This is a genomic window from Actinoplanes sp. NPDC051411, from assembly GCF_040682075.1.
GTDB lineage: Bacteria > Actinomycetota > Actinomycetes > Mycobacteriales > Micromonosporaceae > Actinoplanes.
This window is the reverse complement of record NZ_JBFBAD010000003.1, coordinates 35,076-60,356: the sequence shown is the minus strand read 5'-3', so window position 1 is coordinate 60,356 and position 25,281 is coordinate 35,076. Positions and strand designations below refer to the sequence as shown.

Sequence of the window (25,281 nt, the reverse complement as noted above, 5' to 3'; positions counted from 1 at the left end):
AGAACATGGACACGATCACCCGTCGGCGGTTCCTGATCGGAAGCGGCGTGGCGGTCGCCGCCGGCGCCACCGCCTATGGCATCAAAGACCTTCTCGCCACCGCCGGCGAGCGCCCGGCGGACGCCAAAACCCTCGTCCTGGTCACCCTCTACGGCGGCAATGACGGCCTCAACACCGTCATTCCGTACGCCGACGACGCGTACACACAAGCGCGACCGGGGCTGGCCTACCAACCCGCCCAGGTCCTCGAACTGGACGACCATTTCGGTCTCAACCCGGGGATGGCCGGGCTGCACAAGCTGTACGGCGAGAAGAGGCTGGCGATCGTCCGCGGCGTCGGCTACCCGAAACCGGATCACAGTCATTTCCGGTCGATGGACATCTGGCAGACCGCCCAGCCGGACCGCCCCGGCACCACCGGCTGGCTCGGCCGCTGGCTCGACGCGGCCGGCGGCGACCCGCGGCTGGCCGTCTCGTTCGAACCCGTACTGCCCCCGCTGCTCGCCGGGGCGAAGAGTGCCGGCGCGACCGTTCCCGGTGGCGACGTGAAGCTGCCGGCCGCGGTGACACCGGCCCTGCTCAAGCAGCTGGGCCTGCCCGCGGCCGGCGAGTCGCCCGCGCTGGCCCGGGCCGCGACCTGCTTCGCCGACCTGGTCCGGGTCCAGGATCTGATGGCCGATGTCGACATCGACGATGACGAGGCCGACACGGGCGCGACCGCGACCGGGGGCGCCGCTCCCCCGCTCGACCAGCAGCTGGCCCTGGTCGCCAAGTGCGTCGAGGCGGGCGCCGCGACCCGGGTCTACTCGGTCTCGCTGGGCGGCTTCGACCTGCACGCCGACGAGAAGAGCGCGCAGGAGATGCTGCTGGCCAAGCTCGACAAGCCGCTGTCGGCGTTCGTCGAGCGGATGGCCGGCCAGGGCGTGGTGGTCGCGGTCTATTCCGAGTTCGGGCGCCGGGTGAAGGCGAACGCCTCCGACGGCACCGACCACGGCACGGCCTCGAACATCCTGCTGGCCGAGGCACCGCTTCGCGGTCCCGGAGGTTCAGTCATTCCGGGCGGCCTGTACGGCGAGGCGCCCAGCCTGACCGACCTCGACGACGGCGACCTGAAGTTCACGGTCGACTTCCGCGACGTGTACGCCCTGCTCCTGCACGACGTGCTGGGCAGCGACCCGGGGCAGGTGCTCGACGGGTGGAAAGGCCGCCTGACGTTTAGTTGACGACACAACTTTCCCGCAGTAAGGTAAGCGGTAGTTAGTTGAAGCGTCAACGGAGGTCGACGTGAGCCGCATGCCCGCCCTGTTCCTCAGCCACGGCGCCCCGCCGCTGGTCGACGACGAGCGCTGGGTGGGTCAGCTGAAAGAACTGACCGCCACGCTGCCCAAACCCAAGGCGATCCTGATGGCCTCGGCCCACTGGGAGTCGGCGCCGCTCATGCTCGGCGCGACCGAGACCGTCCCGCTGGTCTACGACTTCGGCGGGTTCGAGCAGCGCTACTACGAGACGAAATACCCGGCTCCGGGCGCATCCTCGCTCGCCGCCCGGATCGAGAAGCTGATGCCGGACGACGAGCGCGTCACCCGGACCAACCGCGGCCTCGACCACGGGGCGTACGTGCCGTTGACGGTGATGTATCCGGACGCCGACATCCCCGTACTCCAGATGTCGCTGCCCACCCTGGAGCCGGACCGGCTCCTTCAGATCGGCCGGCGCCTGGCGCCGCTGCGCGACGAGGGTGTGCTGATCGTCGGATCCGGGTTCACCACGCACGGCCTGCCGTTCCTGCGCGACTGGCGTACCGACGCCCCGGCGCCCGGCTGGTCGAGCGAGTTCGACGCGTGGACGCGGGAGACCCTCGCCCGCGGCGCGGTCGACGAACTGGCCGACTTCCGCACCCGGGCCCCCGGCATGCCGTACGCGCACCCGACCATCGAGCACTTCGCGCCGATGTTCCTGACGCTCGGGGCATCCGACGACCCGGAGCGGGCCCCTTCGCAGCCGATCGACGGCTTCTGGCTCGGGCTCGCGAAAAGATCGTTTGTAGCGGCATAAGGATCTACCAGGGACTTCCCAGGGGCAGCGGAGACAATCTTCGAAACAACTGCCGCTGGGAGGTCCCTTTTCCATGGAGGTCACCGCGCTCGGCTGGACGCTGACCATCGCCGTCATCGTCGCCCTGCTCGCCCTCGACCTGACCCTGGGTGTGCTGCGCCCGCACGCCGTCGGCTTCCGCGAGGCGGCCGTCTGGTCGGTCTTCTACATCGCCGTCGCCGTCGCGTTCGGCTTCGTGCTCGCCCACGTCTCGGGCTGGGAGTACGGCACCCAGTACTTCGCGGGTTACCTGGTCGAGAAGAGCCTCTCGGTCGACAACCTCTTCGTCTTCGTGATCATCATGGGCACGTTCGCGGTGCCGTCGAAATATCAGCAGGAAGTGCTGACCTTCGGCATCGTCATCGCGCTGCTGCTGCGGGTCGCCTTCATCGCGCTCGGCGCCACCCTGCTGTCGCTCTTCTCGTTCATGTTCCTGATCTTCGGGCTGGTGCTGATCTGGACCGCCGTCCAGCTCTTCCGGCACCGCTCCGAGGAGCGCAAGGTCGACGAAAACTTCCTGGTGCGGGCGGCCAAGCGGGTGCTCCCGGTGACCGACGACTACGTCGGCGGCAAGATGGTCGCCCGGGTCGGCGGCCGCCGGGTGGTCACTCCGCTGCTCATCGCGCTGATCGCGATCGGCAGCACCGACGTGCTGTTCGCCCTCGACTCGATCCCGGCCGTCTTCGGCGTGACCGACGAGGCGTACCTGGTGTTCGTGGCCAACGCGTTCGCGCTGCTCGGCCTGCGGGCGCTCTTCTTCCTGGTCAAGGGCCTGCTCGACCGCCTGGTCTACCTGTCGGCCGGGCTGTCGGTGATCCTCGCGTTCATCGGGGTCAAGCTGGCGCTGCACTGGGCGCACAGCGACCTGAGCCACGGCGTGCCCGAGATCGGCACCCCGCTCTCGCTCGTCGTCATCGTGGCCGTCCTGGCCGTCACCACCGTGGCCAGCCTCCTGAAATCCCAACGAAAAGGCTCGGACAGGAAACCTGTCCGAGCCTCGGATGGAGAGCGTCAGCCGCGGTAGCCACCCAGGCCGGCGGTCTGCCGCGCGCCCGTCTGCTGCCGCACCACGTCGTGGCGGTAGAGGATCGCGCGGATCTGCTCGGTCTCTTCAGGGGTGTGCCGGCTGATCAACTCGTCGAGCTCCGCCCGTTCCGCGGTGGTGCGGAACCCGGCGAGCTCGTCGGCGAGCCGGCGGTGCGCGACGCGCTCGACGCGCCGGTTGGCCAGCGCCCTGCGGGCGTCGCGGAGCTTGATCGTGAACTGCATGGTGTCCCTGTCTCCCGAAACTCTCAGTAACTGTTTTTCCTCTTGCTACAACCATGCCCGGCCCGTCTTTCATCCCCAAATCACGCAGGTAAAACGGTGGGTTCGAAAGTGATCGGCGCCACCCGCCGACTGTTGCCGGCGTCACTCTCCGTTGTCGACGTCCAGGTCAGACGGTCGAGGTGACTTCGGACACCGCGGCCACCGGCTCGGCGGCCTGGAGGCGGGACGAGAGCTGGGTGCGGGAGCGTACGCCGAGCTTGCGGTAGACCCGGGTCAGGGTCGCCTCGACCGTCTTGACGCTGAGGTAGAGGCGGCTCGCGATCTCGCGGTTGCTGGCCCCGTCGCGGACCAGGCCGGCGATCTTCAGCTCGGTCGAGGTGAGTCCCAGATCGACCGGCAGGGTGCCCGGGGCCGAGCTGCCACCCTCGGTGCGGGCCAGCGCCCGCTCGGTCTGCTCGGCCCACGGCTTGGCGTCGGCGGCCAGGAAGATGGCCAGGGCGGCGGTGATCGCCAGCCGGGCGGCGGCGTACCGGCGGCGCCGGCGCTCGGCTCCACCCTGGACGAGCAGGGCGTGGGCCTGCTCGATCGGCTGGTGCAACTGCTCGAAGTGGCGGGCCGCGGCGGCCGACAGCACGACCGCCGAGTCGGCCTGGCCACTCTCCGAGAGCACCACCGCGGTCGCCCGGTCGAGATAGCCGGTGACTCCGGGGGTCGTGCCCAGGCGGTGCGCGGCCGCCCGCGCCTCGGCCAGCACCGACGCGGCCTCGGTGTGCTCGCCGAGCGCGGCCAGGCCACCGGCCAGGTCACCCTGCCAGCGCACGATCATCGGGTCGGCTCCGCCCAGCTCGGCCTCGAGGTCGCGCAGCCGGCGCAGCGCCGCCACTCCGGCCCGGGTCTCCCCCGCCCGCAGCTCGGCCTGGCCCAGCGCGTGCAGGTTGCGGCGCAGGTAGAGGCTGTCACCCTCCTGTTCGGACGCGCGTACGCCCCGGCGGGCGAACCCGGCCGCCGCGCCCAGGCTGCCACCGGCCAGTTCGGCGACCGCGGCCGTGTACCAGGTCGGTCCCGGGCTCAGGCCGACCTCCTGGGCCGCCGTCACCGCGCGGCGCGCGTATTGCAGGGCGTCGCGGCAGCGGCCGGCGCGGGTGGCCACCTCGGACAGGCTGCGCAGCACCTCGACCCGGGCCTCGCCGATCCGGTCGTGCTCGGTCAGCGGCAGCAGCTTGAGCAGCTCGGCCCGGGCCTCGTCGAGGCGGTCGTCGACCATCGCGAACCGGGCCGCCAGGTAGTGCGGGGCGTAGTGCAGCCAGTCCGGGGCCGGGGTGGCCGGCAGGACCAGCGCCTGGGCCAGGGTGTCCGCCCAGCGGGGCTCGCCGGTCACCCGCTGATATTGCGCCACCGCCCCGAGCGCCATCGCCTCGATCGTCGGGTCGTCGGCCCGGCGCGCGGCGTCGATCGTGCGGGCCGCCTCGGCGGCCCACTTGTCCGGGTCGCCGGCGATCATCGCGGCCCAGGTCAGGCGCAGGCGTACGGGAGCGAGCAGGGCCGGGTCGTCGCCCGCCTCGACCAGCGCCGCCGCGAACGTCTCCCCCATGTCGGAGAGCGCCTGCCCGGACAGGTCGAGCAGCACCAGCCGGGCCCGCAGCCGGTGCCCGGCCGGGGCGTCGGCCGCCAGCACGGCCTCGGCGGCCCGCCCGGCCAGCGCGAACGCGCCGCCGGTCAGGCCGGTACGCGCCGCCGTGGCCAGCCAGTCGAGCCGCTCGTCGGCCAGCTCGTGCGGACAGCGGTCGGCGGCCAGCAGGTAGAGCTCGGCGGCGGTGCGCCCGGCCCCCCGCTCGGCGCAGTGCTCGGCCGCCCCGGCCAGTTCCCGCGCGACCGCCGCGTCGGGGCGGCCGGTCTGCAGGGCCTTGTGGCGCAGGGCCTCGATCGGGTCGACCGCGCCGGCGGCCAGCGCGGCGTGCACCCGCGAGCGATCGGCGGCCGCGGTCTCCTCGCGCAGCAACTGGCCGATCGGCGGCGGGGTGAAGCGGATCGCGTCGCCGTCGAGCTCGACCATGCCCGCGGCGGCGGCCAGGCGCAGGTCACGCATGGCGTCCTCGCGACCGGCCCGGATCAGCACGGTCGTGGTCGGCTCGGTGGCCAGGGCGGCGACCAGGATCGTCTCGGCCACCTCGCCGGGCAGGGCGCGCAGACGGTCCCGGAGCAGTTCGCGGGCCGCCTCGGGCAGCGGCGGAGGAGCCGGGCGCCAGGCCGGGCCGGGTGAGACGGCGCCGCCCAGGGCGAGGGCCAGGAACGGGTTGCCGCCGCTCGCCTCGTGCATGCGGCTCGCCGTACGGCAGGGCAGGCCCCGGGCCTCGAGCAGGGCGGTCAGGTCGTCCGGTTCGAGCGGCGGGACGGCCAGTTCGACGGCCGGGGCCGGGCAGAGGCGTACGGCGCGGCGCTGGCCGGCCGGGTCGGGACGGCGCTGGGCGGCCACGACCCGGACGCGCGGGCCGGGCCGGCGGCGCATGGCGAACCCGATCAGCTCGGCCGACTCGGGGTCGAGCCACTGCACGTCGTCGAGCACGAGCAGGACCGGGGCGGTGCGGGCGCAGTGCGCGAGCAGCAGCGGGAGCACGAGCCGGCGGGCGAGCGCCGGGGTGCCGGCCCGGGGCGGCAGGCCCTGGCGCAGCGCGGCGAGGGCGTTGCGCTGGGCGGGCGGCAGCGCGGCGGCGTGGCCGGGCGGGAGCTGGCCGACCAGGTCGGCGATGCCGGCATAGGGCAGCGCGCGCTCGGTCGGTACCGGCCGCAGGCGCAGCACCAGCTCGCCGCGGGCCCCGGCCGCCGCGGCGACCGCGTCGAGCAGTGCGGTCTTGCCGATGCCGGCCGGCCCGCGCAGTGCGACGCCGCCCCCGGTGCAGAGACGATTCTCGATCGTCGCGAGGAGGGCGGCGCGGCCCCAGAGTGCGGTCGCGTCGGGCTGCACGCGAGTCACCCCCTAGGTCCGAGCTGGGCTCAGCCTAAGAACCTCAAGGGGTATTCATCAATGGGTTCACATATGACAAGCTATCGATCTTCTCGGATACGAGGCTACTTCTGGGTGGTCACCGAGGTCGCCGTGACCGTTCCGTCGGAGCCGGCGGCACCCTGCACCGTGACCTTCTGACCAGCCTTGATGCTCTTCAGGCTGGACTTGCTGGCGGCCGAGACGGCGGTCTTGCCGTCGGTGTTCACAGTGACCAGGTTTCCATCCGGTGTCTGAACGTAAATTGTTGAGCCGTCGACCAACTTCACCGTCCCGGTGGTGCCCGAAGAGGCCGCCTGAGCACCACCCGCCTGAGCACCGCCGGCCTGAGCACCGCCGGCCTGGGAAGCGGCGCCGCCGCCGAGGTTCCCGCCGCCGTACGCTCCGGCGCCGCCTCGGCCGGTGCCGCCTCCATAGCGCCCGGCACCGCCGTTGGCGCCGGCCGCGAACCCGCCGGCCGGGAAGCCGGAGCCGCGCGACTGGGTGCTGCCCCAGTTCTTCTGCACCTGCACGCCGCCGACGAAACCGCCGGCCAGCAGCACCAGACCGGCCAGCACCACCGTGCCCCGGTTCCACCAGCGCTTCGGGGCGGCGTGCGCGAGCTCCTCGGCCAGGCCGTCCCGGCTCTCGTCCTCCGGCTCGGCGTCCGGCAGCTGCCCGGCCGGCAGCGCCGACAGGATGGCGGTGTCGTCGTTCATGGAAGTCACACGATCCTCACTCGTAGCGCAGCGCGTCGATCGGACGCAGGCGGGCGGCGCGGCTGGCGGGCAGTCCGCCGAAGAACAGGCCGATGGCGATGGACACGCCCAGGGCGAGCCCGATGGAGCTGGGCACGATGACCGGCTTCACCCCGACGATCTCGAAGCTGCTGCCGATCAGCGCGGCCGCGACGCCCAGAGCGCCGCCGATGACGCTGAGCAGGGTCGCCTCGATGAGGAACTGGGTGAGGATCACCCGGCGCGGGGCGCCCAGCGCCTTGCGGATGCCGATCTCGCGGGTCCGCTCGGTGACCGTCACCAGCATGATGTTGGTGATGCCGATGCCGCCGACGAGCAGGCTGATCGCGGCCACCGCGCCGAGCAGCGTGGTGAACGTGTTCGCGGTGTCGGTCTGGGTCTGCAGCAGCTGCGACGCGTTCTGGATCCGGTAAGGAGTGGAGGTCGTGGTCGAGGAGACGTTCATCCGCTGGTTGAGGATGGTGGCGACCTCGGACTGCACGGCGTCGACCTTGTCCGGGCTGCCGGCCTCGACCAGGATCGAGGTCAGCGAGCCGTACCCGGCCAGCACCTGCCGCACCGCGGTGAGCGGGGCGATCGCGGTGTCGTTGGCGTCCTGGAAGCCGGTCGAGCTCTTCTCGGCCAGCACCCCGACCACGGTGAACAGCGAGCCGCCGACGGTGACCTGCTTGTTGATCGGATCGACGCCGGGGAACAGGTCGGTCGCCACGGTCTGGCCGATCACGACCACCCGCCGGCCCTGGTTGACGTCGTCCTGGGTGAACGACGAGCCGGTCGCGATCGGGGTGTTGGAGGCGGCGAACCAGCCCGGCGTGGTACCGACGAACGAGTTGACGTCCTCGTCGTTGCCGCCGTAGGTGACCGTGGCGTCGGTGCTGACCACCGGCGACACCGACTTCACGTCCGGCGCCAGCGTCGGGTCGACCAGCGCGTCGGCGATCGGGACGGTCAGCGCGGTGTTGGTCGAGCCGCCCCGGCCCGCGCTCATCACCGTGATCGTGTTGGTGCCGAGCGCCGAGATGCGGTCGCTGATCGCCTTGGCCGAGCCGTTGCCGACCGCGACCAGCAGGATCACCGCCGCGACGCCGATCAGGATGCCGAGCATGGTCAGCGCCGAGCGCAGCTTGTTGGCCGACAGCCCGCGCAGGGCGAACCGGATCACCTCGTAGAGGCTCATGCGCGTCTCCCGGCCCAGACGTGGTGCCGTCCGGTGGTCAACCCGGCCGGTGGCTGCTCGATCGGCGACTGGCGCACATCGGAGACGATCCGGCCGTCGACCAGCCGGATCAGCCGCTTGGCCCGGTCGCCCACCTCGGGTTCGTGGGTGATCAGCACGATCGTCCGGCCGGACGCGCTGAGCTGGTCGAAGACGTTGAGCACGTCGTGCGTGGAGTGGCTGTCGAGGTTGCCGGTCGGCTCGTCAGCGAGCAGCAGGGCCGGCTCGGTGACCAGGGCCCGGGCCACCGCGACCCGCTGCTGCTGACCGCCGGAGAGCTGGTTCGGCTCGTGCCGGGCCCGATCCACGAGCCCGACCACCTCGAGGGCGGCCATGGCACGCCGCCGGCGTTCCTTCGGCTTGACGCCCGCGTACGCCAGGGGCAGCTCGACGTTCGCCACCGCGGACGTGCGCGGGATCAGGTTGAAGGCCTGGAAGATGAAGCCGATGAGCCGGTTCCGGGCCAGCGCCAGCTGCCGGTCGCCGAGCTTGCTGACGTCCACGCCGTCCAGGTGATAGCTGCCCGAGCTGGGGATGTCGAGCGCGCCGAGGATGTTCATCAGGGTCGACTTGCCGGAGCCCGAGGACCCCATGATCGCCACGTAGTCGCCGCGCTCGACGCTCAGCGTGACGCCGGCCAGCGCATGCACGGTCGCCTCCCCGGCCCCGTAGATCTTGCGCAGGTCGCGGACGTCGAGAACCGGACGGCTCATCGCCCGCCTCCGGTCGTCCGGGCGCCGCCGAAGCCGGCCGCGCCGCCCCGGGCCGCGCCGCCCAGCCCGCCGGCCCCGCCGATGCCACCCGCCCCGCCGAACCCGCCACCGCCGGTGCTCGTGCCGGTCGACGCGGTGTTGATCAGCAGCTGCGCGCCCTCCTGGACGCCCGAGGTGATCTGCGTGTCGCTGTCGCCGACCAGGCCCACCTCGACCGGGGTCAGCTGCTGGGTGCCGTTGCTGACCACGGTCACGGTGTGCCGGTTGCCGACAGACGTGATCGCGGCCGAGCTGACCATCAGCGCGTTGTCGACCGTACCGGTGGTGACCGAGACCGAGACGGTCTGGCCGACCTTGGCCCCGGCCGGGATCTTGTCGAGGCTCAGCGTGACGCCGTAGGTGACGACGTTGTTGGACGTCGTCGCGGACGGATCGATCGCGCTGACTTTGGCCGGCTCGGAGGTGTTGCTGAGCGCGTTCCAGGTGACGGTCGCGGTCTGCTTCTCCTTGAGCTTGGTCGCGTCGGCCTCGGCGAAGGCGGCGGTGACCTCCAGCTTGGCGAGGTCGTCGATCTCGATGAAGCCGGAGCTCGAAGAACTGGAGCTGCTGCTGCTCGAGTTGGAGCTGCCTCCGCTGGTGCCGCCGGCGCCGGTGCTCCCGCCGCCGGTGCTGCCGCCGCCGCTGCTGCTCCCCGATCGGGACGAGGAGGAAGACGAGGACGAGCTGCCGGTGCCGGAGGACGAGCTGCCGATCGTGCCGTTGACCGCGGTGATCGTGCCGGCCATCGGCGCCTTCAGCGTGCAGCCGTCCACCGCCGCCTGCGCCTGGTCGACCTCGAGCTGGGCCTGCTCGACCGCGTTCTCGGCGGTCGAGGTGTCGGAGTCGGCGTCCTGGGCCCGGCTCAGCGAGTCGTTCGCGGCGTCGAGGTCGGCCCGCGCGGCGTCGAGGCTCCGCTCCGAGGCGGCCGGGTCGACCTTGGCCAGCACCTGGCCCTTCTTGACCACCTGACCGACGTGCACGTCGATCTCGGTGACCGTGCCGCCGGTGACGAAGCTGGCGGACGCCGTGGTGGCACTCGCCACGCTGCCGTCCGCGGTCACGGTCTTGGTGACCGTGCCGGTGCGTACCGGGACCGTCCGGGCCGAGGCATTGGCGGCCGACGTGGTGTCCGGTCCGGAGATCGTCTCGTACGCCCAGAAGGCCCCGGCGACGAGCGCGACTACGAGGACGGCGTTGACCGCCGTCGAGGGGCGTCGCAGATTTAGGCGCGCTGGCATGCCGACACTGTGGTCGTCAGGCCTTGGAGGATCTTCGGCGCAACCTCGGAGCCAGCTCGGAACCTCACGGCGAGTCACCGCTGGTCGGGAGGAGTACCCGGAAGGTCGCCCCGCCGCCGCGCGGTTCGTCGAGCTCCACCCACCCTCCGTGACCATGGACGATGGCCGCGACGATGGACAGGCCGAGCCCGGAACCGCCGCCCTTTCCCCGCGTGCGGCTCTCATCGGCGCGGTAGAGACGTTCGAAGACGCGCGGGGCGTGGGCGCCGGGGACGCCCGGCCCGTCGTCGGTCACCTCGAAGACGGCCAGGCTCGTGCCCGGCTTGAGCAGGACCGGCCCGGACTGCACGCTGGCGGCCTTCGGCGGCCGGACCGGCAGGCGTCCGACCCGCACCGTGACCCGGGCCTGCGGCGGGGTGTGCTGGAGCGCGTTGGCGACGAGGTTGGTCGCCACCTGGCGCAGGCCGTGCTCGTCGCCGAGCACGGTGGCCGGCTCGAAGGTCTCGGTGTCGTCGCTCAGCCCGGCCAGCTTGACCGGGCGGTCGGGCACCCGCGCGTGCGCGTCGCGGATCGTGTCGGCGGCGATCTCGAGCAGGTCGACCCGGCGCAGCGCGGGCGGGCGCTGCCGGTCGAGCCGGGCCAGCATCAGCAGGTCTTCGACCAGCACGCCCATCCGGCCGGCCTCGCGCTCGATGCGGCTCATCGTCTCGTCGAGAGCCGGGCCGGGCGGGGCGCCGCCGCGGCGGTAGAGCTCGGCGAAGCCGCGGATCGAGGTGAGCGGCGTACGCAGCTCGTGCGAGGCGTCGGCCACGAACTGGCGCAGGCGCCGCTCGGACGCCGTACGCGCGTCGACCTCGCCCTCGATGCGGGTGAGCATCGAGTTGAGGGCGAGCCCGAGGCGGCCCGGCTCGGTGTGCGCGTCGGTGTCGGCGACCCGCTCGGAAAGGTTGCCGGCCGAGATCTCGGTGGCCAGCTTCTCCATGTCGGTCAGTGGCCGCAGGCCGAGCCGCACCACGAAGGCGGCCCCGGCCCCGAGCAGGGCCAGCATGAACACGGTCACCGCGAGGTCGATCAGGATGAGCCGGTCGGTGGTCTCCTGGATCTCGACCAGCGAGACGCCGACGACCGCGATGTCGCCGGTTTCGGTGTTGCGCACCGCGATCATCCGCCAGGCCGCGCTCCCGTCGCGGGCCTCGACCGTGTAGGGGTGGCCGGTGGCGGCCCGGGCGGTCGCGACCGTGAACGGCTGGGGCGACGGGCGGGCCGCGTCGGCGGTCGAGCTGCGGGTCGCGTCGAGCGTGCCGCCGGGGCCGTAGAAGTAGGCGAGCTGGTCGGGACCGAGGCCCCGCCAGATCCGGGCCCGCGGCGGGGCACCCTGGTCGGCGTTGCGGAAGGGGGCGGCCGACAGCGGCCGGATCATCCCCTGGAGCTGGTCGTCGACCCGGTCGCGCAGGTAGCCGCGGATCAGCAGGACCCCGGCGACGTTGGCGACGATCAGCGCGACCGCGGCCAGGGCGCCGACCACCAGCGCGAGCCGGGACCGGAGGGTCCAGTGGCTCCACCGCCGCGGGCGCAGGCCCCCGGCCGCCCTCGCCGCGCGGCGTGCTCCGCGCCCGGCCCGGCGCGCGCGGCTCAGCAGGCCGGACAACTCGTCACTCTTCGCCGCCCCGCGGCAGTCGCAGCGCGTAGCCGACCCCGCGAACCGTGTGGATCAGCGGCGGCTCGGTCTTGTCGATCTTGCGGCGGAGGTAGTAGACGTACGACTCGACGATGCGGCCGTCGCCGCCGAAGTCGTACTTCCAGACCCGGTCGAGGATCTGCGCCTTGCTGACCACCCGGCCCGCGTTGATCAGCAGATATTTGAGCAGGTTGAACTCGGTCGGCGACAGGTCGACCAGCCGGCCCGCCCGGCGGACCTCGTGCGCGTCCTCGTCGAGCTCGAGATCGGCGTAGCGCAGGGTGCCCGAGTCGGCCGGGGCGTCCAGCTCGGGCTGGGTGCGCCGCAGGATCGCCCGGATGCGCAGCACGACCTCTTCGAGGCTGAACGGCTTGGTGACGTAGTCGTCGGCGCCGGCCGAGAGGCCGGAGATGCGATCCTCGACCGCGTCGCGCGCGGTGAGGAAGAGCACCGGCACCTGACGGCCGGTCGAGCGCAGCCGCCGGGCGACCGCGAGGCCGTCGAGGTCGGGCAGCATCACATCGAGAACGACCAGGTCGGGGTCGAACTCCTCGACCGCGACCAGGGCGCCGTGACCGGAGTCGGCGACCCGCACGTCGAACTCGACGAGGCGCAGGGTGGCGCTGAGCAGGGCCGAGATGTTCGGCTCGTCGTCAACGACCAGGACCCGGGCGGCCCGCGCCGGGGGCTCGCTCAGGGTGAGGGAGGAACGGGAATCGGTGAGCACCCGAAAGGAATATCAATGCCACCTAGGAATTAGCTATGAATGTGACCGGAGTCCGCTGAGCCCCCTGGTGATTTCTCACCATGAACGTACGACCTGGTCGCCCTCGGCCAGGCCACTGGTGATCTCGGTGTACTGGTCGCCGCGCAGGCCGATGCCGACCTTGACCTGGGTGCCGTTCCTCAGGATCGTGCCCGAGGGGCCGGCCACGTCGTGCACCGCGGTGCTCGGCACCCGCAGCACGCCGGCCTTGCTGCCGGTGGTCACCGCGACCGTGGCGCTCTGCCCGACCAGCAGGTTCGGCGGCTGGCCGGTCGCGTCGAAGGCCAGCTGCGCGCCGTACCGGACCATCGTGCCGTCGCTGGTGCCGGTCGGATCGACCTCGGCGACGGTCGCCTTGAAGGTCTTGCCGTCCTGGTCGGCCAGCGTGACCGAGGCGGCCTGGCCGACCTTGAGGTTGTCGGCGTCGGCCTCCGGGAAGTCGGCGTCGATCTGCATCGTGGCGGTGCCGGCCAGCGTGATGAAGGTGGAGCCGGAGTTGACCTGGCTGCCGACCTTGCCGCTGACCGAGAGGACGCGGCCGGCGATCGGGGCGGTGATCGTGGTGCCTTCCAGGGCGTCCTCGGCGTTCTCCAGCGTGGTGTTGGCCGAGACGACGCGCTGCTGGGCGCTGAGCACGGAGTCCGACCCGCTTCCCTGCTGCCCTTGACCGCTGCCGCCGGCGCTGCTGCCGCCGGCACTGCTGCCGGTACGCCCGCAGCTGGTGCCCGTCCCGCCGCCGGTGCTCCCGCCGCGGGTGCCCGAGCCGGTGCCGTGTGAGGTGCCGGTGGCCGGTGAGCCGGTGCGGGTCGGCGTCGCCGTTCGCGTCGCGGTCCGGGTCGGGCTCGCGGTCGGCCGGCTGCTCGCGGACACGCTGGGCGACGGCGAGGCGGTCGCGGTGGCCGGAACCGTGTACGCGGCCGGCGCCACACACCCGGTCGACGTGCCCGACCGGGCGGCCTCGGTCTGCTTGGCCGAACTGTCCTGGGCCTCGGTGAGCTGCGAGTCGGCCTGGTCGAGGGCGGCCTGCGCGTCATCGACCGCCTGCTGGGCGTCGCTGTCGTCGACCTTGGCCAGGGACTGCCCGGCCTGCACCTCGCTGCCGGCCCGCACCGAGACGCTCTCGACCGCGCCGTCGACCGTGAACGAGAGGCTGCGGGTCTGGGCCGGCTCGACCGTCCCGGTGGTGCCCACGTCGGTGCTGACCGCGCCCCGGTCCACCGCGACCGTGGCGGCCGCCTTCGGCCTCTCCGACGCGCCCGCGGTCAACGCGTGCACCACGCCGTACCCGATCAGCGCGAGCACGACCACCGCGACGACGGCCCAGATCCAGCGCCGACGACCGGCCAGAACTTCACCCATGGTGACGAAGTGTCGTGTGCCGATCTCGCCGTCCGCTCGGTCCTACCTCGGAGTTCCCTCGGAGCCCAGGCCGATCGTGCCCGGCCGGACCGACCTTGGGCTTCCTAGCTAACTCTGAGGCTCGTCCGACATTGCGTGCAGATAGGCGGGCTTGAGTGACGCGACACGTTTGGGTGACTCGAAGAAGGGCTGCGATCGTGCGCATTAGGAGTTCCCAGGGGCCCCGGCGGGCGGCGGCCCTGCTCGTGGCCACCGCGGCCGTGATGCTCGCGGCGGCCTGCGGAGGCGGCTCGGACAAGACCACCAGCTCGGGCGGCAACGGCGGCGGCGGGGCCAACGGCGCGGGGACGAATCAGGCGCTGACCGCGTACGTGGACTGCATGAAGCAGAACGGCGTGACGATCACGTTGCCGTCGTTCGCGCCTCGCACCGGCGCGTCGCGCGGGACCGGCTCCTACACCCGGCCCTCCGGCCAGCCCCGGCCGCGCCCGAGCGGCAGCTTCGGCGGGGGCCGCGGCGGGTTTCCGGGTGGTGGCGGCGGTGCCGGGTTCTTCCAGAAGCCGGCCGGCGTCGACGACGCGACCTGGCAGAAGGCCCAGCAGGCGTGCGCCTCGTCGCTGCCCAGCCGCGGCCCGGGCGGCGGCGGCTTCGGCGGCAACGGCGGCCAGAACTCGGCCTACCGCAACTGCCTCCAGCAGCACGGCGTCACGATGAACGGCGGCCGCCCGGCCAGCACCGACCCGAAGACGCAGCAGGCCCTGAAGACGTGCTCGGTGCTCCGGCAGAGCGCCTCGCCGACCCCGTCTTCCTGACCTTTCGCGGTTCTCCGTGCCGGCGTCGCGCCACCCCCCGAACTGCGGCGCCGGCACGGCCTGCTTTCCCGGCCGGGCGACCGCGCCCTAGATCGGGATGCGGTCGGCGTCGATGCTCGCCCAGCGCTGGGCGAGATCGCGGCGGCGACAGGCGACCAGATGGCCGGCCAGGATCGCCGGCTGCCCTCCCCGCACGCAGACGTCGGCCCCGGCGGTGAGCACCCCGGCGACGACCTCGGGCGGGGCCTCGTCGTCGACCAGCGCGACCACCCGGGTGCGGGCCGGGAGCACCGCCCGGGCGAGGCCCACCTCGTGCACGCTCGTGCCGCCCAGCAGTACGATCTCGCCCGGCCGAACGTCGTCGAACCCGTCCGGCTGTCGCAGCGACCAGCCGCCCGGCAGATGGTGGGCCAGCCCGGCGACCCGGCCCGGGCGGCCGAGAACGGCCACCACCGGGCGCGGGCCACGCGACCGCGCCGGGACGGTCGACGGGTTGACCGGCAGGCCGGTCGCGGTGATCGAGAAATCGCGGGGGGCGGAGGTCTGGTTCAGCTGCACGAGCATGGCGGGCTCCTACTGACGTCGGGTACCCCTCCACGTAACGCCCACAGCCTTGGTCACCCGTGTGCGAAACCTGTGCGTTCCTTGTACTTCCGGCTCAGGAGCAGGTCACCGACGTGACGTGGTAGAGCCGCGGGTCGGCCGACTCGGCGATCGACAGGATCGCGGCCAGGTGGTCGCGGACCTTGGGATGCAGCTCGGCCTGGTCGAAATCTTGAACACTGCGCCACTGCATGTAGCTGATGACCCGGGTGCGGTCGAGGCTGGCATGCACGCTGGCCGAGATCAGCCCGTCGACCAGGGCCAATGTGTCGGCGATCGACTTCTCGATCGCCGCGACCAGCTCACCCTGCCGGGCGTCGGCGCAGGTGAATGTATTGATCAAGGTGAGGATCTGGTCGCCAGGAGCGATGGTTGCCTGTTTCTCATCCGACATGCGCCCACCGTAGTGGGCTCAGGCCGACTCGCGCTTGACCACCCCGACCAGGTCAGCGGCCTGGAAGACCGGGCCGGGCTCGCCCTTCATCGCGGCGAGCACGGTCTCGACCAGGTGGGCGGCGACCGCGGACTGGTCGGTGGTCACCGTGGTCAGCGCGGGCGCGGCGAGCCGCGCCGGCGGGATGTCGTCGACCCCGATCACGGCGAGGTCGGCGGGGACGGCCAGGCCGAGCCGACGTACGCCGGCGAGAACGGCCAGGGCGACTTCGTCGTTGTAGGCGCACACTCCGGTGACGCCGCTCGCGCGCCAACGGCGTACGGAATCGGCGGCGGCCTCGGCACTCAGGGTGACCGTCTCGGTCAGCGGCTCCGGGAGGCCGCCGGCCCGGCAGGCCGACCGCACGCCGGCGAGGCGGGGCTCGGAAAAGAACTGCAGGCGCTCGTCGTCGGGGCAGGCGTAGCCGAGCCGGGTGTGGCCGGCCGCCGCGAGGTGCTCGACCTGCCGCCGCCCGACCAGCTGCTGGGGAACCTCGAGCTCGCGGCCGTGCTCGGCTCCCCAACTCTGCGGCTCGCGGCCGAACAGGGCCACCACCAGGGCAACGCCGGCCGCGCGCATGGCGGCCATCTCGCCGGGTGAGAAGTCGGCGTACGCGATGACGGCGGCCGGTGTGATCGCCTTCCAGATCTCGCTGATCGGCCGGTCCTCGCGGTTGCCCGGGTGCACGACGAAGGTCAGGCCGATGCGCGCGAGCTCGGTCGAGAGGTGGCCCAGCATGGCGCCGACCTCGGGGCCGATCGGCCAGTCGGGCAGCAGCAGGAGCACGACGTCGGAACGGCCGGTGCGCAGCGTGCGCGCGGCGGCCGACGGCGCGTAACCGAGGGTGGCGGCGGCGCTTCGCACCCGGCTGCGGGTATCGGCCGAGATGGTCTGCCGCGGGGTGTCGTTGAGGACGTAGCTGACCGTCGCCCGCGACACCCCGGCCAGCCGCGCGACGTCGGCGCTGGTCACCCGGCGGGTGCCTGATTCCGGCATGGTGACATCCTAACTTACACGTGTAACCATGAGCTCATGACGTCCGACGACCCCATCGCCCTCATCAAGTCGCTCGACCTTCCCACCAAGGTGCGCCTGCTCACCGGCGCGTCGGCGTTCACCCTCCATCCAGAGCCGTCGATCGGCCTGGGCGAGCTGCGCTTCTCCGACGGCCCGACCGGCGTACGCGGCCTCAAGTTCAGCGGCGGCCGGATCGTCGCCCTCTTCCCCAACGCGACCCTGCTCTCCTCGGCGTGGGACGAACAGGAGGCGTACGAGTTCGGCCGCCTCCTCGCCGAGGAGGCCATGGCCCAGGAGATCCACGTCGTGCTCGGGCCGACGATCAACCTGCACCGCACGCCGCTCGGCGGCCGGCTGTTCGAGGCCTACTCCGAGGATCCGCTGCTCACCGGCAAGATCGCGGCGGCCTATGTGCGGGGCATCCAGTCCTTGGGCGTGGCCGCGTGCCTCAAGCACCTGGTGGCCAACGAGTCCGAGACCGACCGCAACACCGTCAACAGCGTCGTCGACGAGGCCACGCTGCGTGAGGTCTACCTGTTGCCGTTCGAAATCGCCATCTCCTCGTCCGACCCGTGGACGATCATGGCGGCCTACAACGACGTCAACGGCCTGCCGTCGACCGAGCAGACCCATGTGAACTCCGAGATCGTCAAGGATCTCTGGGGCTATCGCGGGCTGATCATGTCGGACTGGTTCGCGACCAAGACGGCCGGCCCGGCGGCCAACGGCGGCCTCGACCTGGTCATGCCCGGACCGGACGGCCCCTGGGGCGACGCGCTGGTCGCGGCGGTGCACTCGGGCGAGGTCGACGAGGCGGTGATCGACGATCACCTCGGGCGCCTGCTGCTGCTGGCGCGGCGCACCGGCGCCCTCGGCACCCCGCGGGTCTTCCCGGCCGACCTGCCGGCGCCGGCTTCTTCCGTACGCCGCTCGCAACTCACCCGCATCGCCGCCCGCGGCATGACCGTCCTGCAGAACAACGACGCGGTCCTGCCCCTGCGCCGGACCGACTCGGTCGCCCTGATCGGCCGGCACGCGCTCGAGACGATCGACATGGGCGGCGGCTCGGCCCAGGTCAACCCGCCCTACCAGGTGAGTGTCGCGACCGGCCTGACCGAGCTGCTGGGCTCGAACGTGACGGTCGTCGACGGCGTCGACGTGCGGACCCGGCCGGTGCCCGCCCGCGCCGGCTTCTTCTCGTCGCTGAGGGCGGTCCTCTACGACGCGGCCGGGAACGAGCTCGAACAGCGGGACCTCCCGTCGGCCTGGACGACCATCGGAATGGACGACGACTTCTCGGGCAAGGTCGCCTCGGCCCGCTTCACCGGCGTCATCGCGGCGCCCGGCGCCGTCCCGCCGGGCGGCGCTGCCTCGGCGGACGCTGCCTCGCCGGACGTCGCCTCGCCGGACGTCGCCTCGCCGGACGTCGCCTCGCCGGACCCTGCCTCGCCGGGCGCCGCCTCGCCGGTTGAGCTCGGCGTGATCGGCGTCGGGGACTGGGAGCTGTCGGCCGGCTCGCACTCCTCGTCGGTGTCCCTCACGGTCGGCGGGAACGGCTTCGCGGAGGAAATCCTGGCTCCGCCGGCGCACACGTTCGTGGTCCCGGTGTCGGCCGGCGACGTGTTCGAGGCGACCGTGTCGGTGCAGGACTCGTTCCGGATCGGGGGCTTCGGCCTGATCGGGCACGCGGCCTCGCGCGAGACGGTCGACGTGATCGACGAGGCGGTGCGGGCCGCGGCCGCCGCCGACGTGGCGGTCGTCGTGGTCGGCCTGACCGAGGAGCAGGAAACCGAGTCGGTCGACAAGGCGACCCTCCACCTGCCGGGCGCCCAGAACGCCCTCGTCGAGGCCGTCGCCGGCGCCGCCCGCCGTACGGTCGTGGTCGTCAACGCCGCCACCCCGGTCATCATGCCGTGGCTGTCCCGCGTCGACGCCGTACTGTGGGCCGGCCTGCCCGGCCAGGAGGGCGGCCACGCCGTGGCAGCGGCCCTGCTCGGCGACATCGAACCGGCCGGCCGCCTGGTCACCACCTTCCCCACCGACGACGGCAAGACGCCGGCCTGGTCGGTCACCCCGATCGACGGCCGGCTGGTCTACGACGAGGGCCGCTTCATCGGCTACCGCGGCCACTTCGGCGGCCGCGCCCCCGACCCGGTCTTCTGGCTCGGGCACGGCCTGGGCTACTCGACGTGGGAATACAGCGACGTCCGGCTGGTACTCGGCGACGCACCGGCGATCCACGCCACGGTGAAGAACACCGGCAAGCGCACGAGCCGCGAGGTGGTCCAGGTCTACCTGCGACCGGTCGAGCCCGACGAGCCGGTCCGCCTGGTCGGCTGGACCGCGGTCACGGTCGAGCCGGGCAAGTCGGTTCGGGTCACCGTCCACACCGACCGTCGCATGTGGCGCAAGTGGGACACCGACTCCGCGTCGTGGACCCGCATCGCCAACGGCGGCACGTTCCTGGTCGCCCGCGGCCTGGGCGACATCCGCGCCTCCGTCTCCTGATCGCCGGCCGGGCGCCGTCCTCCCGCGGCCCCGCCGTCCTCCCGCGGCCCCGCCGTGTTTCCGCGGCGCTGTCTCCCTGCGGCGCCGCCTTCCCGCGGCGCCGCCTTCCCGCGGCGCTCGGGCGGCAAAGTCGGTGGTCGGGGGCGCCGGGCATCGGTAGCGTCATCCACCTCGGCGAAGGGAGTGGGTGGCCGGTGGCGACCACGGTGTTCTTCAGTGACGGTCCGTTCTCCTACTACGGCATCGTGCTGGAGGCGACCTCCCTGCCCCTGACCTCCCAGATCACCGCCGCGCAATACCTGGACTACGCGCAGAAAGACTTCCGGGCGGGCCGGGACCACGGACTCGTCAACGCGATGGGCAACGCGAAGCGCGCCCTCCACCTCATGATCGACACCCTTTTGCACAACTACGGGCTGCTGACCCACAACCGGCGCTGCGACTTCGGGCGCAAGCTGCGGCTGCTCGACGCGTGCGGGCTGATCTCGCTGAGCATCTTCCGGAAGCTCAACGTCGAGCGGAACGCCATGGAGCACGAGTTCCAGGTGCCCGACGCCGAGGCGGTCAGCGACGCCATCGACGTGTGCCAGCTCCTGCTGCTGGCGATCGGGAACCTGTGCCACAACGTCCCGATCGAGGGCACGGTCGGCCTGCGCGATTCCGGAAAGCACGGCCTGCTCCGGCTCGACCGGTCGGCCGGCCGCCTGACCGTCACCGAGTTCCTCGACCCCGAACTCAGCACGATCGCGATGTTCGGGAGCGACGTCGAGTACGTGACCCCGATATTTCACGAAGGATCCCGGACGCCGCCGGCCAGTTCGCTGGCCGCGGAGCCGCTCCTCGACCTTCCCCTCAAGCTCGGCAGTAGCGAAACCTGGGCACCCGGTCTGCAGCGCCTGGTCGGACTGCGCAACCGGAGCGAGGACAGCACCGTGGACGAACTGCCGGCGTACTCGATCCAGTTCCACGTCCGGCCGGAACAGACCCCGAGCATCGCCGAATTTCTGAGCTACGTACGGCAGAAAACCGCGTCCACGGTCGACTAACCTCGGCGCGTGTCTTTCGCCTCGGCGCACGCCCGCAGCCAGTACGGCACGACGACCGCCAACCTGACCGCCCGCATGGCCCTCCACAGCTACGGCACCAACCCCGAAAGCTGGTGGGAGTGGCTGACTCCGCGGCTGCCGCGGGACGGGCGGGTCCTCGAAGTGGGCGCGGGCACCGGCGAGGTGTGGCAGCATGTCCCGCACGCCGAGCTCACGCTGATCGACTTCTCGGCGGCGATGTGCACCCGGCTGCGGCAGGTGCCCGGCGCCCGAGTGCTGCGCGCCGACGCGTCCGCGTTGCCGTTCGCCGCCGGAGCGTTCGACACGGTGATCGCCAACCACATGCTCTACCACGTCGACGACCCCGGGCTGGCGCTGCGCGAGTTCGCCCGGGTGCTGGCCCCGGGCGGCCGGATCGCGGTCGCGGTCAACGGGCACGACCACATGGCCGATCTGGACGAGTTCGGCTCCCGGGCCCGCTCGCCGCGGCGCCTCAACGGATTCTCGGCCGAGACCGCGCCGGCCGCGCTGGCCGAGGTCTTCGACGACGTGACGGTCGAGCGCTACCCGGGCGACCTGTCGGTGCCGGCCAAGGAGCCGGTGCTCGCCTACCTCGACAGCTGGACTCCGCTGACCGGCCCCGAACGGGCGGCCGCCGCCACGAAGATCCAGCAGCGCATCGACGCCGACGGCGCCTTCCCCATCCGCAAACACACCGTCCTGGTCACGGCCCGCCTCACACGCTGACCACGGCGCCACCCGATGCGGCGGAGCGGTACCACGCGCGTACGGCAGCAACCGCAAGCCGGCCTTCGGCGAGGGTCGCCATCGGCGCTCCCCGCAGGATCGCCCGGTATTGGCGGCGGAACGACGCCGTGTATTCGCGGTCGCCGTCAACCGTCAGCACCCGCCGGCCGTCGACGCTGAGCCCCTCGGCGTCGACGACGAGGGTCCCCCGGGCGCACACGATCGTCGTCTCGTGGAAGAACACCGGCGAGTCGATCAGCGTGAGGTGGGCCCGCATGCCGTCGGCCAGATAGAGCGTGGCGGCCGCGGACGTCTCCACCGACCAGCCGTCCGGAGTCGCGGTCGACCCCGCGACCGCGACCGGCGCGGACCCGAGCAGCCAGGCGGCCCGATCGATGCTGTGCACCCCGACCAGCATGGCGATCCCGCCCCCGGACAGCGCCGGATCGGCGAACCAACCCGGCCGGTCCGGCCGCTGATAGTCGGTCGACCGCCGGTCGAGATAGAGCAACGGCCGGCCGAGCCGCGCCAGCTCGCCGCGGGCCGCCCGCACCTGCTCGAAAAATCGACCCTGCTGCCCGACAACGAGATCAGCCGGGCCTGGCACCGCGCCGCCCTCAATGCCGCCGCTCTCAGCGCCGCCGCCCTCGCCAAGCCCGCCGAGCCCGCCGAGCCCGGCGGCGATCATCCGGTCGCACTCCTCGACCGTCGTGGCCATCGGCTTCTCGACCAGGACTTTCCGGCCGGCTGCGAGCGCCCGGAGCGCCAAGCCTTCATGGAGCCCATGCGGCACGGCGAGCACGACGAGGTCCACCGCGGCGAGCACTTCATCGAACCCGGCGACCGCCCGGGCGGCATACTCCTCGGCCAGCCGCGCGGCCCGCTCCGGCACCGGATCGAAGACCGCCGTGACCGTCAGCCCGTCCACCTCGGCGGCAGCCGCCGCATGCCGCCACGCCACCTCTCCCGCCCCGACGAGCCCCAGCCTCATGCCACCCAGCCTCATGCCACCCAACCCCATACCTCCGCCCCACCTCAAGCACCCCCCGACCCGCAAACCCGCAAAGATAGGGCCGCATGACAGTCATCGTGGTGACCGGCGTGATGGCGGCCGGCAAGTCGACCGTCGCCCAACTGCTCGCCGAGGCGCTCCCGCGGGCCGCCCACGTGCGGGGCGACGTCTTCCGGCGGATGATCGTCTCGGGCCGGGCGGAGATGACGCCCGGCGATCCGGCCGGGGCCGAGGACCAGCTGTGGTTGCGCTATCGCCTTTCGGCGACGACCGTCGACGCGTACGCCGAAAGCGGCTTCACCGCCATCGTGCAGGACGTGATCCTCGGAGCCCATGTCCCCCGCTACCTCGGTCTTCTCCGCACCCGCCCGCGGCACCTCGTCGTGCTCGCCCCGAGCCGCGCCGCCGTGGCCGCCCGCGAAGCGCGGAGGGCCAAGAAAGGCTACGGCGACTGGACCGTCGAGGCCCTCGACCGCGCGCTCCGCGACGGGACGCCGCCGATCGGGCTCTGGCTCGACACCTCCGGCGAGTCTGCGGCCGAGACCGTCGAGCGCATTCTGAGCCGCCTGCCCGAGGCCCGGATCACCGACTGAACCATCACGAGTCCGGCCACCGCGTCGAGGACGAGCACGCCCGCCGCCACGGCCAGGTTTTCCGGCCACCGGACTGTCGGGTCGGCTCCGAGCGCCGGCAGCAGCGTGAACGGCAGTTTCCACGCGCCCCACGCGAACAGCAGTCCCGAACTCAGCCACGTCACCGCCGCCGCCACCCGTCCCCGGCGGGTCATCGTCCACGCTCCCGCCAGCGCCCACACCGCGGTCGTGCCGCCGAAGACACGCCAGTCGGTGTCTCTCACCGCCGGATGTGCCAGCCCGATCGGGCCGCCGAGCGCCCAGTAGAGCGCGATCAGCCCGGCCAGCAGCGGAAGGACGGCTCAGATCGGCCGGGCCGGCTGGTCGAACGAGGACGGCCACCGCTCGCGGCTGAGCGCGGCCTGCGGATCACGCGTTCCAGGTGTCGATGACCGGGTTGTCGTGCTCGAAGCCGAGCGTGGAAAGGGTCGCGGTCCCCAGCTTGAGCAGGCCGCCCCCGCTGGCCGGCAGCCCGATCCAGCGCGCACCGGCCACCCGCAGCGAGTGCCCGTGCGCCACCAGCGCCACGTCACCCTGGTCGAGCAGCTCGCGCGCCTTGGCCAGCACCCGGTCGAGCCGCTTGCCGATCTCTTCCGGCGTCTCGCCGTTTGGCGCGCCGTCGGTCCACAGCGACCACTCCGGGCGCGTCTCGCGGATCGTGGCCGAGGTCAGGCCCTCGTAGTCCCCGTAGTTCCACTCGGCTAGGTCTTCGGTCACCTCGGTGACGGCCAGCCCGGCCAGCTCGGCCGTGCGCAACGCCCGCTTGCGCGGGCTCGAGAACACGGCTGCGAACTTCCGCCCGGCCAGGCGCTCCCCGGCCTCCCGGGCCTGTCGCTCGCCCTCCGGCGTGAGCTCCAGATCCGTGTACGACGTGTGCCGCCCGGCCGCGCTCCACTCGGTCTGCCCGTGCCGGATAAGCACGATCTCGCCCATGGTCCCGACTCCCTCAGTCATGCCTGGGCTCTCCCCCGGCGAACCTTCCGAACGGGTCCCAGCTTGCCCTTGTTCCGCGCCGGCCGCCCACGTTCGTCCACAGCCCGCCCGAGCTGTCACATCCTGTCCACAGCCGGCCCCCGCGAGGCCCGGCCGACTCTCATGATCTTCGGCTGTGCATCTCGACTTCACCTACGGCCGGAGCCCGAAGTACTTCCGCCGGCCGCCGGCTCCCGCGGCGAGTCAGGAGACGCGGCGGCCGAGCACCGCCGGCCAGCTCCTGCTCGTCGCGGCCGAGGCCGTGCCGGTCGTCGCGCGGGGCAGTCGGGAGGGCCATCGTGGCCGGTGTCGTCCTGCTGATCGGCCGGTCAGGTCTCGGTTCCGGCCCAGCCGGACTGCTGGAGTTCGGATTCGGCCAGGTTGCCCAGCCGGGCCTCGGCTCCGGTGAAGGACGTCTCGGCGAGGCGGCCCACCAGTTCCCGCAGCTCGGCCAGCACGCGCGGGTCGGGACGCCGCCCGGCTGTGTCGACGACCTCGGTGACCCCGTCCAGCAGGGCCGCCGCCGTCGCCACGTCGCCGAGCTGGGCCAGGGCCTGGGCCGCCAGCCAGTCGCAATAGGGCTTCGGGGCGCCCGCCTCCCGCAACTGCGCGGTCAGCCCCAGGCAGATGTCGTCCATCCCCGCCGCCAGCACCACCCGGGCCAGGAAATCGGTTGCCTGCAGCCACTCCGGCGTACGGGGAAACAGCTCCCGCAGGCTCTCGAACGTGTCCACCGCGTCCTGCAGCAGGCCCGCGCCGACCAGGCTCCGGCCCAGGTCGAGCATCGTCCGGGCGACCTGCGCCGGTGATGTCGCCTCGGTGAGCATCCGGCGGGCCAGGTCCGCGTTGCGCACCGACTTGGCGACGCGCTGCCGCCGGTCGGCATAGCCGCGGTGGTCGAGGACGATCGCGTCGCGGGGCAGGTCGGCCGTGCGCGGGCGGGTGCCGCCGAGCGTCACCAGCCGCTCGTGCACCCGGCCCAGCCAGCGGACCCGCCCGGCCCGGTAGATGCGGGCCTCGTTGTGGGTGTACGGCAGTTCGTCGTGCGCGTTGTCGATCTCGACCCGGCAGACGTCGGCGTCGGTCGTGGCGAGCAGGGAGCGCAGCCGGGCCGGGTCGGGGACGACGCAGCGGTGGTCGGCGTCGACCGAGAGGATCCAGTCGGCGGTCCAGCCTTCCTCGGCCGTGTTGCGGGCCGTCGCGAAGTCGTCGTCCCACCGGCCGCGGGTCACGTGGGCGCCCAGCCCGGAGGCGACGGACACCGTCGCGTCGACGGAACCCGTGTCATACACGTGGATCGCGTCGACGACCCCGGCCAGCGAGGCCAGGCACGGGGGAAGGTTGGTCTCCTCGTCCCGCACGATCAGGGCAGCGGCAAAAAGCACATCT

23 protein-coding genes are annotated in these 25,281 nt (G+C 72.5%); 8 read left to right on the top strand and 15 right to left on the bottom strand.

Annotated elements, in window-relative coordinates:
* Nucleotides 1-5 precede the first annotated feature (5 nt).
* From AB0M88_RS02230 to AB0M88_RS02220, 3 genes are all read left to right on the top strand, one after another.
* Nucleotides 6-1,223, top strand: coding sequence for a DUF1501 domain-containing protein (locus AB0M88_RS02230; protein ID WP_364094095.1), 1,218 nt, complete (start codon nt 6-8; stop codon nt 1,221-1,223).
* Between the two features lie 70 nt (nt 1,224-1,293).
* A complete protein-coding gene (locus AB0M88_RS02225) occupies nt 1,294-2,055 on the top strand; it encodes a class III extradiol ring-cleavage dioxygenase (protein WP_364094447.1) in 762 nt (253 codons plus the stop codon).
* A 73-nt stretch (nt 2,056-2,128) separates the two neighbouring features.
* On the top strand, nt 2,129-3,118 hold the full coding sequence (locus tag AB0M88_RS02220; RefSeq protein WP_364094092.1) for a TerC/Alx family metal homeostasis membrane protein: 990 nt from the start codon (nt 2,129-2,131) through the stop codon (nt 3,116-3,118).
* Here the strand turns inward: AB0M88_RS02220 and AB0M88_RS02215 are convergent.
* From AB0M88_RS02215 to AB0M88_RS02175, 9 genes are all read right to left on the bottom strand, one after another.
* Nucleotides 3,106-3,363, bottom strand: coding sequence for a hypothetical protein (locus AB0M88_RS02215; protein WP_364094090.1), 258 nt, complete (start codon nt 3,361-3,363; stop codon nt 3,106-3,108). The two genes, AB0M88_RS02220 and AB0M88_RS02215, sit on opposite strands and share 13 nt — an antisense overlap.
* 166 nt (nt 3,364-3,529) lie before the next feature.
* Nucleotides 3,530-6,325: a LuxR family transcriptional regulator gene (locus AB0M88_RS02210; RefSeq protein ID WP_364094087.1), complete on the bottom strand. Its 2,796-nt coding sequence runs from the start codon at nt 6,323-6,325 to the stop codon at nt 3,530-3,532.
* A 104-nt stretch (nt 6,326-6,429) separates the two neighbouring features.
* Nucleotides 6,430-7,062, bottom strand: coding sequence for a DUF5666 domain-containing protein (locus AB0M88_RS02205; protein ID WP_364094084.1), 633 nt, complete (start codon nt 7,060-7,062; stop codon nt 6,430-6,432).
* Between the two features lie 16 nt (nt 7,063-7,078).
* On the bottom strand, nt 7,079-8,278 hold the full coding sequence (locus tag AB0M88_RS02200; protein ID WP_364094081.1) for an ABC transporter permease: 1,200 nt from the start codon (nt 8,276-8,278) through the stop codon (nt 7,079-7,081).
* On the bottom strand, nt 8,275-9,030 hold the full coding sequence (locus tag AB0M88_RS02195) for an ABC transporter ATP-binding protein (protein WP_364094079.1): 756 nt from the start codon (nt 9,028-9,030) through the stop codon (nt 8,275-8,277). Before AB0M88_RS02195 ends, AB0M88_RS02200 begins: the two co-directional genes overlap by 4 nt.
* On the bottom strand, nt 9,027-10,307 hold the full coding sequence (locus AB0M88_RS02190) for an HlyD family efflux transporter periplasmic adaptor subunit (protein WP_364094076.1): 1,281 nt from the start codon (nt 10,305-10,307) through the stop codon (nt 9,027-9,029). The genes AB0M88_RS02195 and AB0M88_RS02190 overlap by 4 nt, the downstream gene beginning before the upstream one ends.
* A 64-nt stretch (nt 10,308-10,371) precedes the next feature.
* Nucleotides 10,372-11,955: a HAMP domain-containing sensor histidine kinase gene (locus tag AB0M88_RS02185; RefSeq protein ID WP_364094074.1), complete on the bottom strand. Its 1,584-nt coding sequence runs from the start codon at nt 11,953-11,955 to the stop codon at nt 10,372-10,374.
* 4 nt (nt 11,956-11,959) lie between these two features.
* The gene (locus tag AB0M88_RS02180; protein ID WP_364094071.1) at nt 11,960-12,712 is read right to left on the bottom strand and encodes a response regulator transcription factor; all 753 of its coding nucleotides are present in this window, start codon (nt 12,710-12,712) and stop codon (nt 11,960-11,962) included.
* 75 nt (nt 12,713-12,787) lie between these two features.
* On the bottom strand, nt 12,788-14,110 hold the full coding sequence (locus AB0M88_RS02175) for an efflux RND transporter periplasmic adaptor subunit (protein ID WP_364094069.1): 1,323 nt from the start codon (nt 14,108-14,110) through the stop codon (nt 12,788-12,790).
* 197 nt (nt 14,111-14,307) lie between these two features.
* Here AB0M88_RS02175 and AB0M88_RS02170 point away from each other — a divergent pair, with 197 nt between their 5' ends.
* Nucleotides 14,308-14,922 (top strand): hypothetical protein, encoded by a 615-nt coding sequence (locus AB0M88_RS02170; protein ID WP_364094066.1) that lies wholly within the window; start codon nt 14,308-14,310, stop codon nt 14,920-14,922.
* Nucleotides 14,923-15,009: 87 nt separating this feature from the next.
* Here AB0M88_RS02170 and AB0M88_RS02165 read toward each other — a convergent pair whose 3' ends face one another.
* From AB0M88_RS02165 to AB0M88_RS02155, 3 genes are all read right to left on the bottom strand, one after another.
* Nucleotides 15,010-15,486, bottom strand: coding sequence for a hypothetical protein (locus AB0M88_RS02165; protein ID WP_364094063.1), 477 nt, complete (start codon nt 15,484-15,486; stop codon nt 15,010-15,012).
* Between the two features lie 94 nt (nt 15,487-15,580).
* Nucleotides 15,581-15,919, bottom strand: coding sequence for an antibiotic biosynthesis monooxygenase (locus AB0M88_RS02160; protein WP_364094060.1), 339 nt, complete (start codon nt 15,917-15,919; stop codon nt 15,581-15,583).
* An 18-nt stretch (nt 15,920-15,937) separates the two neighbouring features.
* A complete protein-coding gene (locus AB0M88_RS02155) occupies nt 15,938-16,954 on the bottom strand; it encodes a LacI family DNA-binding transcriptional regulator (RefSeq protein WP_364094058.1) in 1,017 nt (338 codons plus the stop codon).
* A 36-nt stretch (nt 16,955-16,990) separates the two neighbouring features.
* On the opposite strand from AB0M88_RS02155, the gene AB0M88_RS02150 reads away from it, so the two are divergent.
* The 3 genes from AB0M88_RS02150 to AB0M88_RS02140 all read left to right on the top strand — a co-directional run bounded on the left by AB0M88_RS02150 (nt 16,991) and on the right by AB0M88_RS02140 (nt 21,276).
* Complete coding sequence (locus tag AB0M88_RS02150; RefSeq protein ID WP_364094055.1) at nt 16,991-19,483, top strand: glycoside hydrolase family 3 C-terminal domain-containing protein; 2,493 nt, start codon at nt 16,991-16,993, stop codon at nt 19,481-19,483.
* A 194-nt stretch (nt 19,484-19,677) separates the two neighbouring features.
* Nucleotides 19,678-20,529 (top strand): hypothetical protein, encoded by an 852-nt coding sequence (locus AB0M88_RS02145; RefSeq protein WP_364094052.1) that lies wholly within the window; start codon nt 19,678-19,680, stop codon nt 20,527-20,529.
* Nucleotides 20,530-20,538: 9 nt separating this feature from the next.
* Nucleotides 20,539-21,276, top strand: a complete 738-nt coding sequence (locus AB0M88_RS02140; RefSeq protein ID WP_364094050.1) for a class I SAM-dependent methyltransferase — start codon at nt 20,539-20,541, stop codon at nt 21,274-21,276.
* On the opposite strand, the gene AB0M88_RS02135 is transcribed toward AB0M88_RS02140, so the two are convergent.
* The gene (locus AB0M88_RS02135; RefSeq protein ID WP_364094047.1) at nt 21,266-22,267 is read right to left on the bottom strand and encodes a Gfo/Idh/MocA family oxidoreductase; all 1,002 of its coding nucleotides are present in this window, start codon (nt 22,265-22,267) and stop codon (nt 21,266-21,268) included. The two genes, AB0M88_RS02140 and AB0M88_RS02135, sit on opposite strands and share 11 nt — an antisense overlap.
* A gap of 86 nt (nt 22,268-22,353) precedes the next feature.
* Between AB0M88_RS02135 and AB0M88_RS02130 the strand changes: the two genes are divergently transcribed.
* Nucleotides 22,354-22,881 (top strand): AAA family ATPase, encoded by a 528-nt coding sequence (locus tag AB0M88_RS02130; protein WP_364094045.1) that lies wholly within the window; start codon nt 22,354-22,356, stop codon nt 22,879-22,881.
* Between the two features lie 408 nt (nt 22,882-23,289).
* Here the strand turns inward: AB0M88_RS02130 and AB0M88_RS02125 are convergent, their stop codons facing one another.
* Together AB0M88_RS02125 and AB0M88_RS02120 are read right to left on the bottom strand one after the other, a co-directional pair.
* A complete protein-coding gene (locus tag AB0M88_RS02125; RefSeq protein ID WP_364094445.1) occupies nt 23,290-23,853 on the bottom strand; it encodes a histidine phosphatase family protein in 564 nt (187 codons plus the stop codon).
* Nucleotides 23,854-24,221: 368 nt separating this feature from the next.
* Entirely contained in the window at nt 24,222-25,277 is a 1,056-nt protein-coding gene (locus AB0M88_RS02120; protein WP_364094043.1) for a glycosyltransferase, read from the bottom strand.
* Nucleotides 25,278-25,281 lie beyond the last annotated feature (4 nt).